The organism is Burkholderia sp. E168m23, from assembly GCF_016586125.1.
Classification (GTDB): Bacteria; Pseudomonadota; Gammaproteobacteria; order Burkholderiales; family Burkholderiaceae; genus Burkholderia; species Burkholderia orbicola.
Genome location: NZ_BCPP01000055.1, coordinates 1 through 14,767, shown reverse-complemented (window position 1 = coordinate 14,767; position 14,767 = coordinate 1). Strand labels below are relative to the sequence as shown.

The window sequence follows — 14,767 nt, the reverse complement described above, 5'->3', positions numbered from 1 at the left end:
AACTCGCGACCGACTATTTCGCACTGCGCTCGCTCGACACGCAGAAGCAACTGCTCGACGACTCGGTACGCGCGTACGCCGACGCGCTGACGCTGCTCAAGCAGCAACTCGCGGCCGGTGCGATCGACGCTTCGGCGGTCGCGCAAGCCGAGACCCAGCTCGAATCGACGCGCACGCAGGACACCGACATCGATGCGTCGCGTGCGCAGTTGCAGCACGCGATCGCGACGCTCGTCGGCGAGAGCGCATCGACGTTCGCGCTGCCGCCGCGCGTGCAGGCGTTCCACGTGCCGGCCATTCCGGCCGGCGTGCCGTCGCAACTGCTGGAGCGGCGGCCCGACATCGCGGCGGCCGAGCGTCGCGTGGCGGCCGCGAACGCGCAGATCGGCGAAGCGCGGGCCGCGTTCTTCCCGGATCTCGTGCTGTCGGCGAGCGCCGGCCTCGAAAGTTCGTTCTTCGCGCCGTGGCTCGCCGCGCCGAGCCTGTTCTGGTCGCTCGGCCCGCAACTTGCCGGCACGTTGTTCGACGGCGGCCGCCGCAGCGCGTCGCTGCGCGGCGCGCATGCGCAATACGACGGCGCGGTCGCCGATTACCGGCAAACCGTGCTCGTCGCGTTCCAGCAGGTCGAGGATCAGTTGTCCGCGATCGATGCGCTCGCGTCCGAAGCTGGCAGCCAGCAACGCGCGACCGACGCGGCCGACCTGTCGCTGCGGCTGACGACGAATCGCTTCAACGCGGGCGCCGTCAGCTATCTGGACGTGGTGACCGCGCAGACGATCGCGCTGACGAACCGGCGCACCGCCGATCAGATCGACGCGCGAAGGATCGAGGCCGAAGTCGGGTTGCTGAAGGCGTTGGGTGGTGGCTGGCAGGTGAGCGCGAGCGCCGGGGCAGACGCGGAATCGAACACCGGCAAGAAGGACGCCGCGGCAACCGCGCGGCCCCAACCCGCCGCCGTCACGCAGCCGGCGGCCGGTTGAACGTGAGCACGAACCGCGTGCCGCGCGCGTCGCTTTCGACCTGCGCGGTGCCGCCGTGCAGTTCCATCACCGAGCGCACGATCGCGAGGCCGAGCCCGGCCGTGCCGCCCGGCGCACCGCCGCTGCGCGCGGGATCGCCGCGCACGAAGCGGTCGAAGATCCGCGGCAGCAGCGCGGGATCGATCGGCTCGCCCGGATTCTCGACGACGACGCGTACCGCATCCGGCGTTTCATCGACGGCGAGCGTGATGACACCTCCGGCCGGCGTGTAACGCAGCGCGTTCGCGAGCAGGTTGCCGACGGCGCGACGAAACAGCTCGACGTCGGCGGTCAGTTGCCCGTGCCCGTCGACGCGCAACGTCGAGCCCGCTTCGTCGGCGAGCCCTTCGAAATACTCCGCGATGCGCTCGAGTTCTTCGCGCACGTCGAACCCGCGCTGCCGCGTGACGAAGCTCGGATGCTCGGCGCGCGCGAGAAACAGCACGTTCTCGATCATCCGCGCGAGACGGTCGTATTCCTCGAGATTCGATTCGAGCAGCGTCTGGTACTCGTCGACCGAACGCGGCCGCGCGAGCGCGACTTCGGTGGCGCCACGCATGTTGTTCAGCGGTGTGCGCAAGTCATGCGCGAGATCGGCGCTGAATTGCGACAGATGCGCGAACGCCTGCTGCAGGCGGCCGAGCATCGCGTTCTGCGCATCGACGAGCGCGCGCAGCTCGGGCGGCGCACGCGACGCGTCGAGCCGCGTGTCGAGCTTGTCGACCGTGATCCGGCCGGTGTCGTCGACGATCTCGCGCAGCGGCGCGAGCGCCTTGCGGATCAGCCCGTAGCCGAGCAGCAGCGCGAACAGCGCGCCGAGCCCGCCGGCGAGCTTGAGCCGGTCGCGGTAGCCGTCGAGCAGATCGGCTCGGTCGCGCATGTTGCGCGCGATCGCGATGCGGATCGGCGTGCGGTCGCCGAGCGCGGCCTCGATCACGACGCCGCGCATCGGCGTGCCGCCGTCGGCCGTCCACGTGACGAGCCGGTCGGCCGTGATCCGGTCGTTTGCGGGAACCGGCACCGCGTGCGGCGCGAACAGTTGCGCGTCGGCCAACGGAGCCGACGCGGCCGCCGGCGCATCGTCGAGCACGGCGAGCCGGACGTTGTGGCGCGCAAGCACGTCGCCCCCCGCATCGACGACGGCCATCGACAGCGCCTCGTTGCCCAGCACCTGGCTCGTCAGCCGCTCCGCGTGCGTGCGCACCGCGTCGAGCGACTCGAGTTCGCCCGCGAGCCGGCGCGTGTGGCGCGCGGCCAGCACGATGTCGAGATCGTCCTGCGTGTTCACCTGCCGCTCGAGCCCCGCATACACATACGCACCGACGAGCGCGAACGCGGCCAGCGTGGTCGCGGCGAACGCGAGCGCGAGCGTCGCGGCCAGCGAGCGCGGGCGCGTCATGCGTCATCCTTCGGTTCGAGCACGTAGCCGACGCCGCGCACGGTATGGATCAGCTTGACCGGAAACGCGTCGTCGATCTTCGCGCGCAGGCGCCGGATCGCGACCTCGACGACGTTGGTGTCGCTGTCGAAATTCATGTCCCACACGTATGACGCGATCTGCGTGCGGCTCAGCACCTCGCCCTGCCGGCGCGCGAGCAGTTGCAGCAGCGAGAATTCGCGCGGCGTGAGGTCGATCCGCGTGGCGCCGCGCTTCACGCGGCGGCGCACCACGTCGATTTCCAGATCGCCGACCGCCAGATGTTCGGTCTCGCGCGGCGGCCCGCGACGCGCGAGCGTGCGGATGCGGGCGAGCAGCTCGACGAACGCGAACGGCTTCACGAGGTAGTCGTCGGCGCCGAGTTCGAGGCCGTGCACGCGGTCCTGCACGTCGTCGCGCGCGGTCAGGAACAGCACCGGCGTCGTGTGCGTGTCGCGCAGCCGCTTGAGCACGGCCCAGCCGTCGAGCACGGGCAGCATCACGTCGAGCACGATCACGTCGTAACGCTCTTCCTGCGCGAGCGTCAGCCCTTCGCCGCCGTCCTTCGCGAGATCGACGCTGAAACCCGATTCCTCGAGCCCCTTCTTCAGGTACGCGCCCGTCTTCGGTTCGTCTTCGACTATCAGGATGCGCATGGCCGGCTCCGTCGCATTCGTGGGGACATCCGGCGATGTTACCCGGAAACGGCGACACGGCTTCGCTGCGTGCAAGCGCGAACGGCGTAGATGACAAAACGGTAATCAGACGGTCAGCCTGGCGTGCGATGGCGGAGCCGAGCGGTGGATTCCCGTCCCGTCAGCGCTGATGGGCGTCCGCCCGGCCAGCATCCGGTACGAAAGGTGCGGGTACTGACCGAACTGCTGCTCGAATGCCTGGGGCAGGACGCAAGCGAGACGGGAACGACTGCGGCCTGAGCGATGCATCGGTATCGATCGATTCGCCGAACGCGGCTAGGTCCGCCGACTCACGCATTGCCGCTCGCTTGCGTCGACGCGGTCGACCCAGCCGCGGTAGAACGCTCGGTACTTGAGCACGAGCTTGTCGTACTTGCTGTACGCGCCGCCGCCGTCCGGCTTCATCCCGTTCCAGATCTTGACGTCGTACCCCGCGGCCTGCCGGGTCTGGAGCCCGAACAGCACGTAGTCGGTCGCGCGGCGCAGGAGGCCGCCCACTTTCTTGATCGAGATCAGCATGTGCATGACGTTCCGGCCGTCGCTCACCGGCGTCACGCACTGGAGCAGCTTGTATTTGACGACGCCGTCCAGGGCGACGGTCATCACGCAGCCGCCGGGGTAGCCGTCGAAGTGCAGGTTCATCTGCGACATGTTCAGGCCCAGCGCGCGCGACAGCATGCCGAGGGGTCCGAAGTAACGGTTCACTGTGAAGTCGATCCCGGCGCCGAACCACGCACCCGCCCGCGCCAGCGACTCGACCTCCGGCCACTCGCGCCAATCGTCGCAGAGCTCGAGCTCGAAGGCCGAGATCGGCAGCGCGTGGACAGGGGTCGCGTGCTGCGCGTCGTAGAAATTCTCGACGATCCGCAGGACCGCCGTCGTCGTCTCGAACGCGAAGTGCAGGTGCATGAACTCGCCGTTGTCGACGTCGGCCGCGGCGATGTCGGGCAGCGGGTGCAGCGGCTGCGCGGAGCCGTACCAGACCCACACGTAGCCGTACCGCTCGGCGGTGACCCACGTCGGCTGGCGCGCGCCGCGAGGGACGGGCTCCAGCCGGCACACCGTCTGGTTGTGGCCGGGAATATGCACGCACTGGCCGTGCTCGTCGTACCGCCAGTGGTGAAACGGGCACTGGATGCAACCATCCTTGACCTGCCCGTCAGCCAGGTTCGCGCCAAGGTGCGCGCAATGGCGGTCCATTATCACGGCCCGGTTCGTCGTGCCGCGCCATGCGACGCACGGCCGGCCGAAGAGCGTCAACGCCGTCGGCTTGTCCTTGAGGTCGTCCGAGCGCATCGCGACGTACCAGCTCGCGGCCACCCGCGTGGTCGCGTCGTACACGCTCGCCGGATGTTCGTTGGCACGCACTTGATTCAATTGAACGTCGTCTATCATTTTCATTTCGGGGTCGGTCGACTACTTCAGCGCCAGGCCGATGCGGGTCGTGACGTACGCCCTGAGCAACGCGAACATCGGGTTGTAGTCGAAATACCGCTTCACCTCCGCCGGCGCGCTGGTCTGCGTCCAGTGCAGCAGTTTCATCGCCGGCAGCAGGCTGTACTTCGAGTTGTTGAGCTGCGGTTTGGCCCCGGTGATGCAGTACCCAAAGCCGAACATCGGCTTGGCGAACTCCCGTTCGTCGATGAGCGCGTGAATCCGCGCCGCAGCTTCCCCGGCCGGCTTGCGCCCCGCGCTCACGGCCTCGACCTCGGCCTTGGCGTCGTTGAACAACTGGTAGTACCCCTCCATGTCCGCGCACAGGTACCCGAGGTATGGGGGGTTGTCGTCGAGATGGTCGAGGGCGCGCTCGTCGCGCGACGCGCGGAACCTCGCGTGGGCTTGCACCAGCCGGAACTGCCCGAGGATCGTGCCGACCGCCCACATCCTGTGGAACGCGTCCCACAGCCGGAAGTCCGAGAACGCCGTGTAGCAGCAACTGACGAAGTCGTCGTTGTGGTCCAGCAGCTTCTGCTGCAGACGCTCGATGTACTCGAAGCGCTCGGGCGAGAAGTCATCGTCGCGCAGCGCCTTGATCAGGCGCGCCGCGAGCGCGTGGATGGTCACCGCGGTGTTCTCGAGCCCGCGGGAAAAAAGCGGATCGATGAATCCGTTCGCGTGCAGCATCAGGCAGTAGCGGTCGCCGACGCACGCGCGCGACGAGAACTGCAGGCGGTCGGTCCTGACCCAGTCGCGCACCGGCACGGCGTCCCGGAACTGCGCCGCGATGCTCGGGAACCGCGCGAGGAATGCATCGAATTCCTGCTGCGGGGAAATATCCGGTTTCGGATGCACACGCGGGTCGAGCTGCAAGCCGACGCTCACCAGGTTGTTGGTCGACCGCGGATGGTTGTTGAACGGAATCACCCAGAGCCAGCCGCCCTCGAACATGTGGTGCAGGGTCCCCTCGTGCCAACGCCAGCGCTGCCCCTTGACCTTGAAGATGTCGTCGAACGGCTTGACCCCGAGCATGTGCGTGTAGAGGCTGCGCGAGTGCGTCTTGAAGCGGCACGGCTCTTCGCGCAGCCCGAACTTGGTCGCGAGCGGCGCGCGTGGACCTCCGCAGTCGATCATGTACCGGCCGGTGAACCGTTCACCTTGCGCGGTAGCCACCGCGACGCCGTCCTCGTCGGCGTGGTATTCGGTCACGCTCGTCTTCTGGCGAACCGTGCAGCCGTATTTGATGGCGGCTTGCAACAGGTAGGCGTCGACGTCCTGCCGGTAATAGTGGCTCTCCGGCCCCCACGGCAGCTCGGGAATCACGCACTGCGTGAACTCCTTCGGATCGTGCTCCTCGCCGGGCTTGTGGAACACGAAGCCGAAGTTGCGCTTGATGCCCGTGCTCGACGCGACGTAACGCTGCGTCGCATAGAACGACGTGATGTGGTCGAGCTCCGGAATGCCGTAGCGATCGGCGATGATGCGGTTCATCAGCGACGTCTCGGGAATCGACGATTCGCCGATCGTGAAGCGCGGGTGCGACGACTCCTCGATGATCAGCACGCGAAACCGCTGCTTGGCCAGGATGGCCCCCATCTGCGTGCCCGACATGCCCGAGCCGAGGATGATCACATCGAAGTGGTTGCTGTCGTGTCCGTTCGCGAGGCTCTGCTGAGTCATGGGGGCACACTCTCCTGGTGGGATGGAACACATGGCCGCGCGCGTCAGGCGCCGGGGTCGTCGAGCGCAGCGCGAACGCGCGACCGTGCCGCACGCGTGAGCGTGAGCAGATCGCCGAGCATGCTCGGCGCGTAGCCTCCGCTGCCGATCGACGGGCCGCTGCGCCCGACTTCGTACGCGCGCTCGGCCAATTTGACGTGCGGCGCCCGGAAGCGCAGCAGGATCTCGAATACCCGGTCGACGGCCGCCAATCCGGCCTCGACCGGCTCGCCCCGCGCCCGGGCCGCTTGCGCTTCGCCGAGCACGCGGTCGACGAGCGCCGGCTGCCCGGCGAACCGGGCGTAAATCGCCCTGAACGCTGGCAACACGTAAGGCAGGTACGTCTCCTTGAATTCCCGATAACCCTGGTGGTCCGATTGCGCGCCCCACAGCACGTGCTCCAGCACGAAGAGCGGCATCTCCACGGCACCGGGGCCGAGATAGCTCCGGCCGCCGACTCGAATCGGTTCGTAGAACGGACGGAGTTCGTCGTAGAAGACCTGTAGCGAGATGAAGCGGTACGCATAGACGATCGATTCGACCATTTTCTGCAGATAGGCCGCCAGCGCGTCGCACCCTTGCGCGAACGCGGGCGAGCGCAGCGGCACGTCGGTCAGCTCGATGGTCAACGCGATGGCCGCCTCGAGGGCCGCCATCGAGATGCGCACGCTCTCGAGCAGGTGCGCTTCGTCGCGCAACCCGGTGTAGCTGCGCTGCGCGTCGGCCGCCGCGGGGTTCCAGACCGTTACATGCAGCAGCGTCTCGCGCGGCGGCAGGCCTGTCACGCGCGCCAGGTCGAGCAGCACCGGCTCGAGCCCGGGCACTACGTCCACAGGCTCGTGTCCATGCCGCTTGAGCGACCCGAGGAAGAACCCGATGTCCCGCATCGCGGCTGCCGCCTCGACAAAGCCCCAGCCCGAGTACACATCACGCGCCGGGAGAAACTCGCGCAACAGGCTGACGATGCCGCGCACATCCTTTTTATGGTTGAGGCCCGGCAGTTGCAGGACGAGCGCGCGCGCCTGCAGCGGATCGCAGGCCGCCACGGCAGCGTGCGTGGCCGCGCATGCGCATACGCGGTCCAGGACGGCCTCCACTACAGCGTCTCCGGCGTCGCGAGCGTCGGCCCGGGCTGGCTGCGAGACCGCCCCGCGGCGCGCTCGCGCAGCGAGCGCAGGTAATCATGGTTCGTCGGCAGGCTCGACCGCAGACGCTCGGCCTCGCGCCGGATTCGGGCGAACATCGCCTCGGCCTTGTCGATCGACTCCGGCCGGTGCCGCAACAGCGGCAGCGACTGGTCGGGCAGCAGCCCCAGGCCGGCAAAAATGCAGTAGTAGTTTCCGTTCAACCAGAAGTTCCGGAATTCGTAGTCGAAGGTTTCGTAGTATGTCGAATCGTCGAACGACGTGGTGGTCAGCGGCAGCCCCGCCTTGTAACGTTCGACCTTCTCCTTGATGGCGTCGGAGAGCCGCAGGTCGTGCCGGTTCGCGCGCCAGAACGGGGTGTCGTCGCGCGACGTCGTGAAATAGTGCGCCTGCACGAAATCCCGGCAGTCGTCGAACATGTAGACGATCTCGGCGTTGAAGGCGTCGGCCAACCGCGGGTCGAACGCGGTATCAGGGAAGTGCTTCACGAGCTGGTAAAGCGCCGCGTAGATGAAGTAGATGCCCGTCGATTCCAGCGGCTCCAGAAAGCACGACGACAGCCCGATGGAGACGCAATTATTGACCCACGCGCGCCTGTTGCGTCCGACCCGGAATTTGATCTGGTTGAGCGGCTGCTTGTCCGAGAGCCCCCAGAGGTCGAGGAAGTCGGCGGTAGCCTGGTCGCGCGACGTGAACTTGCTCGAGAACACGTAGCCGCTGCCGAATCGGCCCAGCATCGGAATCTTCCAGGTCCACCCCGAGTTCATCGCGATCGCCGACGTGTACGGCTCGATCCCCACACGCGCGTCGTCGCTGGGCACCGCGCTGGCGACCGCGCTGTCGCACAGCAGGTAGTCGGACATGTCGATGAAGGGCTCCTTCAGGGCCTGGTTGATCAACAACCCCCGCATGCCGGAACAGTCGATGAACAGGTCGGCTTCGAGCGTGCGCCCCTCCTTGGTGGACAGGCTCGAGATGTGGCCGCGGTCGTTCAGGTGGACCTGCTCGACCTCGTCGACCACGCGCTTCACCTCGCGTTCGGTGGCCCAGCGTTTCAGGAAATCGGCCACCAGGTGCGCGTCGAAGTGCCACGCGTGGGACATCTGGCGGGTGCCGTCGAGCGAGCACGGTGCCAGCTTGCCGTCGAGCGCCTCGGTCTGCGGATAACACGCGTATTCCATCGGCTGCTGGAAACCCTGTTCGCGCTTGCGCAGCCAGTAGTGGGTCAGCGGCACGCCGTCGCAGTTCGGCACGTTGCCGAACAAGTGGTAGAAGTGGTCGCTACGCGAACCGTCGGGAGATTTCCTCCAGTTCACGAACCTGATGGCGGACTTGAACGCGCCGTTCACCTGCGGCATCCACTCCCGCTCCGGTATCCCGAGGAAATCGAAGAACACCTTCTGCAAACTCGGAATGGTCGCCTCGCCCACGCCGATCCGGGGGATCGCCGCGGATTCGACGAGCGTGATGTTCGCCTGCTGCTGGAGCGCCCGGACGAGGTACGAGGCGGACATCCAGCCCGCCGTGCCGCCGCCCACGATGACGATATTCTTGATCGGGTGAGTCATGACACGCTTCCCATAGGATTTAAAACCTGAATGGATAGTGCCGCCTTGTCGAGTCGAACCGAAAAATCATCCCGTCACACGTCACGGCGTGGGTAGCTCGTCACGACAAATGACACCTGAAATGCGTAGCGAATTGCAGAAAAATCAAGCAACAATGCGAGTCCCTATTGCGCGCGACGGCACACCGCGAGAGGGACTCCGCCTCGACAGATCGACTTTCTTAGTCGGCGATCACCATTAGTGCATTTATATGATTAGCGAGCTCAATCTTTTACAGGTTTGCCGCATCATGCATTTGGCCCGTTCGACACACCATAGCAGCGTTCACGATGGCACACCGAGAGAAATTTCATATCAATCCCCGGCGATTCAGAGAAATTCCAAATCTCGGCAAACATCGATGAAATATCCCACGCCAAACTATTTACTTTTATCAAACAAAGAAATTCATTTTTTCATTTATAACGCCACCCCCAATAACCTTGTTTTCCAAAAAATAAAATGGCCGATGAAATTTACTTAAAAGAAATAAACGCTCAGCCATTTCCAAAACAAAGACCTCGACCTTTTCGAATTTCGGCGAGTTTGATTTTGACCCAAAAATAATCCGACTCGTCAGCAGAGAAATTCGTCATGATGTATCCCCGCGGACATGAAGGCCATGCGATGAAGACGAGCAAGTTCACGACAGCACGGGTCGCATTTGCACTGAAGCATTTCAACGGCGCGCCGACTCTGGCTGGACGCGAACCGCGACACTGATGAATCGAGGAGGCCGCGTGCCCATCCAGGAAGCCTTGCTGAAAATGTCGATGTACGTATCGCTGGTGCTGATCGTGCCGGGGCCGACCAATACGTTGCTGCTCTCGTCCGGGTTGAAGGTCGGCCTGCGTGGCACCTGGCCGCTGGTCGTCGCCGAGGCGCTCGGCTACGCGATCGCGATTGCCGGATGGGGATTCTTCCTGTCCGCGTTCGCTGCCGGCCGGCCCTGGCTTTATGACGTAGTCAAGCTCGCGAGTTCCGTCTACATCCTTTTCCTCGCGCTCAAGATGTGGACGCACAGCCGCGTGCTGCAGGACGTATCGATCGCGCCGGTGAGCTTTCGCGACGTGTTCGTCGCGACGATGATGAACCCGAAGGCGCTGCTGTTCTCGAGCACGCTGTTTCCACTGGAGGCGTTCAGGTCGGCGCACTATTTCGCGTGGGCGCTCCTCGTATTTCTGGTCGTGCTCGCGCCGATCGGTGTGGGCTGGTCGTCCCTCGGGGGGCTCCTCACTTCGCGACGCGCGTGGGCCGCCCGCACGTCGACGCTGCTGCGCGGCGCCTCGCTCGTGTTGTTGATGTTCTCGGGCACGCTCGTGTACTCGGTCGTAAACCGCTGACCGACGCCCGCGCGGCGCCGCAATCGATTTCCATCCAAGGGAACATCGTGGACATCCAACGGACGAGCGGTGCATTGATGCCATACCTCGACCGCCCCCCGCGGTTCACGTGCCCATATCAATCGTGGCCAACCTCGCGGTCAGGATCGATGGTCGAGCGGGTGTTCCGCCTGCTTGACCAGCGCCTGTAATCCGCTGGCGTCATGCCGATAAGCTGGCCGAACGCGCGCCGAAACGAAGTCTCGTCTCCGTAACCGCATTGCAACGCGACCTGCTTGATACTCGCCCCCGGTGTTTCCAGCAGCACACAAGCCATTTCGATTCTGACGCGCGTAATGAACCCTTTCGGCGATTCGCTGGTCAAGCCCTTCAGTCGACGATGCAGGGTCCGTTCGCTGAGACCCAGTGCGCCGGCCAGCGCTTCCGCGGTCATGCCGGGGCTGGCATGGCGGACGATCTGCTCGGCTTGAAGCAGGAGCGGATCGGTAGCATTCACGTATCCCCGAGGGGCGTATACCAGCTGCGGCAGCGGCGTCGTGTCGGCCACCGAAATATCGGCGGCCAGGCGAGCGACGTCGGCCCCTGCTTCCCGCCTGATGACGTGCAACGCCAGATCGACCCACGACAACGGCCCGCCGGTCGTGACGATGCGATCCTGTTCTTCCACGGCGGTGCCCCACACCGGGCGCGCTTTGGGAAACCTCTGCCTGAACGCATGGTGCAACCACCAGGTCGTCGTGCACCGCCTGCCGTTCAACAGGCCGGCCTCGCCCAACACGAAGGTCCCCGCACAGGCCGCGCCCACCAGCGCGCCGTCACGATGACGCGCTCGCAGCCACGCGGCTGCCTGCGTGGTCGAGGCGGACACGGGCGGTAGCCGGTCGGGACCGAGCGCCATGCCGGTGACGAGCGCGACATCGCATTGCGTCAGTTCATCGAACGTGGCATCGACCGGAATCAGACGGCCCTGTGGGTCCCGCAACGCCCGCCCGTCGGCGCTCGCGATGACGGTCTCGAAGCCGGACACGACCGGCTGCCCGTGAGCGCCCCCGCCGGGCGGTGCCCGCAATGCCTGGGCGGTCATCCAGAACAGGTCGGCAAGACCCGTAATGGGAGACAGCAGGCTCCCTTCGACTGCAACGATTCCTATCCGCACGCGGTACTCCGTCAATTCGGCCGGGTTGGCGAATTTTGCACGAACAGCAGTTTGCCTGCCAACTGAAGCGTGCCGAGCCGGCCTCTCGGGCGACGACCGCTCTCGAATCCTCGCTGAGCCACCTGGTTGCGCCACTTTGCGTCACAAACGAGGCCAGAGCGAAATTGCGAGAACACGTTTCGCCCCGGAAGATATTTGCGGGCGTGGAGAAGCAGTTTGCGGCCCGATGGATCGAAGCGCAGCTGATTCGGCGCGAACCGACTGGATGCATGCCTCGGCGCGGACGGCGCGCCGCGTCGCTTTAGCGAGTACAAGGAAAATGACTCATCGAGACACCAAGTCGGTGGACTACATCGTTGTCGGCGGCGGATCGACCGGTTGCGTCATCGCCGGACGCCTCAGCGAAGACGAACGCTCGAGCGTCGCCCTTCTCGAGGAAGGGCCGCGAGACCGCAGTCCCTATATTCATATCCCCGGCGCCTACTACAAGACTGCGCAAGGCCCGCTCCTCAAGCGCATCCCGTGGCATCCGGCCCAAGGCCACGCCCGCCCCGCAATGCCGACGATGGTCCAGGCCAGCGTGCTTGGCGGTGGAAGTTCCGTGAACGCGATGATCTACATCCGTGGCGTCCCGTCGGACTACGACCAGTGGCGAGATTCCGGCGCGACCGGCTGGGGCTTCGATGACGTCCTGCCCTACTTCAAACGCTCGGAAGACAACGAGCGCTTCTGCAACGACGTCCACGGCACCGGCGGCCCGCTGCGCGTGTCCGACATCCCGCATATTCATCCGTTGACCAAGGCATGGCTCAAGGCCTGCCAGCAATCCGGCTTGCCGTACAACGAGGATTTCAATAGCGGGCATCCGGCCGGCTGCGGCCTTTATCAGATCACCGCACGCGATGGCCGTCGCAGCAGCGCTGCCGTCGCCTACATTCATCCGGCGCTGAATCGCCCCAACCTGACGGTCCGTACCGGCGTGCGGGTCACGCGAATTCTGATCGAAAAAGGCCGTGCAGTCGGTGTCGAATTCCGGCGAAACGGGCGCATCGAGCAGATGCGGGCGAATCGCGAAGTCATCGTTTCGGCGGGTGCGCTCAGTACCTCGAAGCTGCTGATGCTGTCCGGGATCGGACCGGCCGCGGCGTTGCAAAGGCACGGAATTGCCGTCGAGCAGGACCTCCCGGGCGTGGGCCGGAATCTTCAGGACCACATCGAAATTTCGCTCGTCTACCAGTTGAACGGACCGTATAGCTACGACAAATACAAGAAGCCGCACTGGAAGGCGCTGGCCGGCCTGAACTATCTGTTGTTCAGGAACGGGCCGGCCGCGTCCAACCTGATCGAGGGCGGCGCGTTCTGGTGGGGCGACAAGGAAGCCTTGACGCCCGACATTCAATATTTCCTCGTGGTCGGCGCCGGAATCGAAGAAGGCGTCGACAGCGTGCCGGGAGGCAACGGCTGCACCATCAATCTCGGACAGATCCGCCCTCGCTCGCGCGGCTTCGTCGAGTTGTCGGGACCCAATCCGATGGACGCCCCGCGAGTGTTCCCCGAGTACTTCAGCGATCCGTACGACCTCGAAGCGGTGGTCGACGGTTGCGAAAAGGCGATCGACATCATGGGACAGCCCGCGATCGGCAAGTACATCGCGCAACGGATCGTACCGGGCAAACAGGCAGCCAGTCGCGACGAATTGAGGAAATTTGTCCGGCAGGAGGCGCACGCCGCGCTTCACCCTTGCGGAACTTGCCGCATGGGCATCGATAGCGACTCCGTGGTGGACCCTTCGCTACGCGTACACGGTATCGACGGACTGAGAGTGGCGGACGCGTCGATCATGCCGAACATCATTTCGGGCAATCTCAACGCCGTCTGCATCATGATCGGCGAAAAGGCAGCGGACCTCATCCTGGGCAAGGCGCCGCTGACGCGCATCGGGCAAGCATCCGTTCCGATCGATTCCGAAGCGTCTCGAGTCACTTCGTGATCCTGCGCTCGAGCAGCGCAATCATTCCGTTCTCGACTGGACAATTGAACATGGCCGCACACGGCAAAGCAAATGCCTTGATCTTTCATACCACTGTCTCGAGGTTTTCCAACCTGGTCACCGACCTCGACACGATCGCCGCAATCGGGTTCGACGGCATCGAGCTGGGTGCGGACAAGCTGGAAGCGTACCTCGCGTCGGGCTACGGCGCCGACGACTTGAAAGCGCTGCTCGAAGACGTCTATGTCCCCGGAATGGGATTCCTGACCGATATCGAGCGGCAGGGTCGGCAAACATCGGAGATGTACGCGCGTACCGACGCGTTGTTCGAACTGGCAACGCTGTCCGGCGCGCAAGGCGTGCAGGTACTGACCGGGCCGGTCGACGTTCGGTCGGTCGTCGAATGGACGCAAACCGGGAGGACGGACCGTTACGCCGGCGTACTCGGCCTGCCGCACGCGCGGCAGATCGCGGTCACCGCGAAAAATCTCGCTCGTCTGGCCGACATGGCCGCCGAGCGCGGCCTGGTGCTGTACCTGGAAGCGCTGTCGTGGGCGCCTGTCAGCGGCATCGACAAATCGATCCAGCTGATCGATGCAGCCGGTCGGGACAACGTGAAAATCGTCATCGACTACTGGCACTGCCACACGTCCGGCGTGACACCCGACGACATCGCGAAGCTGGACGCGCGCCTCATTCATGGCGTCCATGTGTGTGATTCGCTCCCTTTCCCCGGCGGGATTCCGGACGAACAGGTGCTCCGCGACGTACCGACCGGAGAAGGTGTCATCGACCTGCAGCAATGGACCGATGCGGTCAAGGCAACCGGCTATCGGGGATGGTGGAGTTGCGAGTTGTTCTGCAGAAAGCAGCAGCAACAGAACGCCGCAACCGTTGCCGCACAGCTCAAGCGCCTGCTGGCGCGCCTCGTCGCGTAACCGCCCCATGTGGCGCCCGTCACGCGCCACTCGCCGTCCGATCGCGAGCCCCGTATCGTCCCGTTTGGTCGGTCCCGCTCGCCCGTCAGTGCCGCGTTCGACTCCGACGTCGATCGCACGCGCCTGCCCCCTCATCGACGGTGCCCCGGGTGGCGAACTTTGCATGAACAATGTCCGGTCTGCCCTCTGCAATTGTCGACAAGAGCCGTATAAATTTGGCCCATGTCTGCAATTATCGGAGCGCCTCCCTCATGCCATTCCCGCCTCGTCCGGGCCGTCCGCATTTCTTTCCGACGCGACA

General features: G+C 65.0%; 11 protein-coding genes. 4 read left to right on the top strand and 7 right to left on the bottom strand.

Translation table 11 applies throughout. The annotated features are described in order from the left end of the window. Window positions 1–980, top strand: a 980-nt coding sequence (locus JMF90_RS05055) for an efflux transporter outer membrane subunit (protein ID WP_201324974.1), incomplete at its 5' end; no start/stop codon positions are given. On the opposite strand, the gene JMF90_RS05050 is transcribed toward JMF90_RS05055, so the two are convergent. The 6 genes from JMF90_RS05050 to JMF90_RS05025 form a co-directional block, all read right to left on the bottom strand. Beyond that, entirely contained in the window at window positions 958–2,418 is a 1,461-nt protein-coding gene (locus JMF90_RS05050; RefSeq protein ID WP_201317376.1) for a heavy metal sensor histidine kinase, read from the bottom strand. The two genes, JMF90_RS05055 and JMF90_RS05050, sit on opposite strands and share 23 nt — an antisense overlap. Continuing rightward, complete coding sequence (locus JMF90_RS05045) at window positions 2,415–3,092, bottom strand: heavy metal response regulator transcription factor (protein WP_011545700.1); 678 nt, start codon at window positions 3,090–3,092, stop codon at window positions 2,415–2,417. Before JMF90_RS05045 ends, JMF90_RS05050 begins: the two co-directional genes overlap by 4 nt. Window positions 3,093–3,407: 315 nt before the next feature. Next, window positions 3,408–4,523, bottom strand: a complete 1,116-nt coding sequence (locus tag JMF90_RS05040) for a Rieske 2Fe-2S domain-containing protein (RefSeq protein ID WP_200161728.1) — start codon at window positions 4,521–4,523, stop codon at window positions 3,408–3,410. 24 nt (window positions 4,524–4,547) lie between these two features. Continuing rightward, on the bottom strand, window positions 4,548–6,248 hold the full coding sequence (locus JMF90_RS05035) for an NAD(P)/FAD-dependent oxidoreductase (protein ID WP_200161693.1): 1,701 nt from the start codon (window positions 6,246–6,248) through the stop codon (window positions 4,548–4,550). 44 nt (window positions 6,249–6,292) lie between these two features. After that, window positions 6,293–7,384: a monodechloroaminopyrrolnitrin synthase PrnB family protein gene (locus JMF90_RS05030; RefSeq protein WP_200161694.1), complete on the bottom strand. Its 1,092-nt coding sequence runs from the start codon at window positions 7,382–7,384 to the stop codon at window positions 6,293–6,295. Beyond that, entirely contained in the window at window positions 7,384–9,000 is a 1,617-nt protein-coding gene (locus tag JMF90_RS05025; protein ID WP_201317377.1) for a tryptophan halogenase family protein, read from the bottom strand. The genes JMF90_RS05030 and JMF90_RS05025 overlap by 1 nt, the downstream gene beginning before the upstream one ends. A gap of 779 nt (window positions 9,001–9,779) precedes the next feature. Between JMF90_RS05025 and JMF90_RS05020 the strand changes: the two genes are divergently transcribed. After that, window positions 9,780–10,382 carry a LysE family translocator gene (locus tag JMF90_RS05020; protein WP_175788844.1) on the top strand — a complete coding sequence of 201 codons (603 nt, stop codon included), beginning with the start codon at window positions 9,780–9,782 and terminating at the stop codon, window positions 10,380–10,382. 118 nt (window positions 10,383–10,500) lie between these two features. Here JMF90_RS05020 and JMF90_RS05015 read toward each other — a convergent pair whose 3' ends face one another. Then, on the bottom strand, window positions 10,501–11,538 hold the full coding sequence (locus tag JMF90_RS05015; RefSeq protein WP_201317378.1) for a GlxA family transcriptional regulator: 1,038 nt from the start codon (window positions 11,536–11,538) through the stop codon (window positions 10,501–10,503). 343 nt (window positions 11,539–11,881) lie between these two features. On the opposite strand from JMF90_RS05015, the gene JMF90_RS05010 reads away from it, so the two are divergent. Together JMF90_RS05010 and JMF90_RS05005 are read left to right on the top strand one after the other, a co-directional pair. After that, window positions 11,882–13,528 carry a GMC family oxidoreductase gene (locus JMF90_RS05010; protein WP_236593051.1) on the top strand — a complete coding sequence of 549 codons (1,647 nt, stop codon included), beginning with the start codon at window positions 11,882–11,884 and terminating at the stop codon, window positions 13,526–13,528. Continuing rightward, a complete protein-coding gene (locus tag JMF90_RS05005) occupies window positions 13,525–14,466 on the top strand; it encodes a sugar phosphate isomerase/epimerase family protein (protein ID WP_236593052.1) in 942 nt (313 codons plus the stop codon). The genes JMF90_RS05010 and JMF90_RS05005 overlap by 4 nt, the downstream gene beginning before the upstream one ends. The last annotated feature ends 301 nt before the right edge of the window (window positions 14,467–14,767 follow it).

What these genes read in the sequence shown, in the direction of transcription:
- JMF90_RS05050 (WP_201317376.1), bottom strand. Translation starts at nt 2,418, where the DNA reads ATGACGCGCCCGCGCTCGCTGGCCGCGACGCTCGCGCTCGCGTTCGCC.
- JMF90_RS05045 (WP_011545700.1), bottom strand. Translation starts at nt 3,092, where the DNA reads ATGCGCATCCTGATAGTCGAAGACGAACCGAAGACGGGCGCGTACCTG.
- JMF90_RS05035 (WP_200161693.1), bottom strand. Translation starts at nt 6,248, where the DNA reads ATGACTCAGCAGAGCCTCGCGAACGGACACGACAGCAACCACTTCGAT.
- JMF90_RS05025 (WP_201317377.1), bottom strand. Translation starts at nt 9,000, where the DNA reads ATGACTCACCCGATCAAGAATATCGTCATCGTGGGCGGCGGCACGGCG.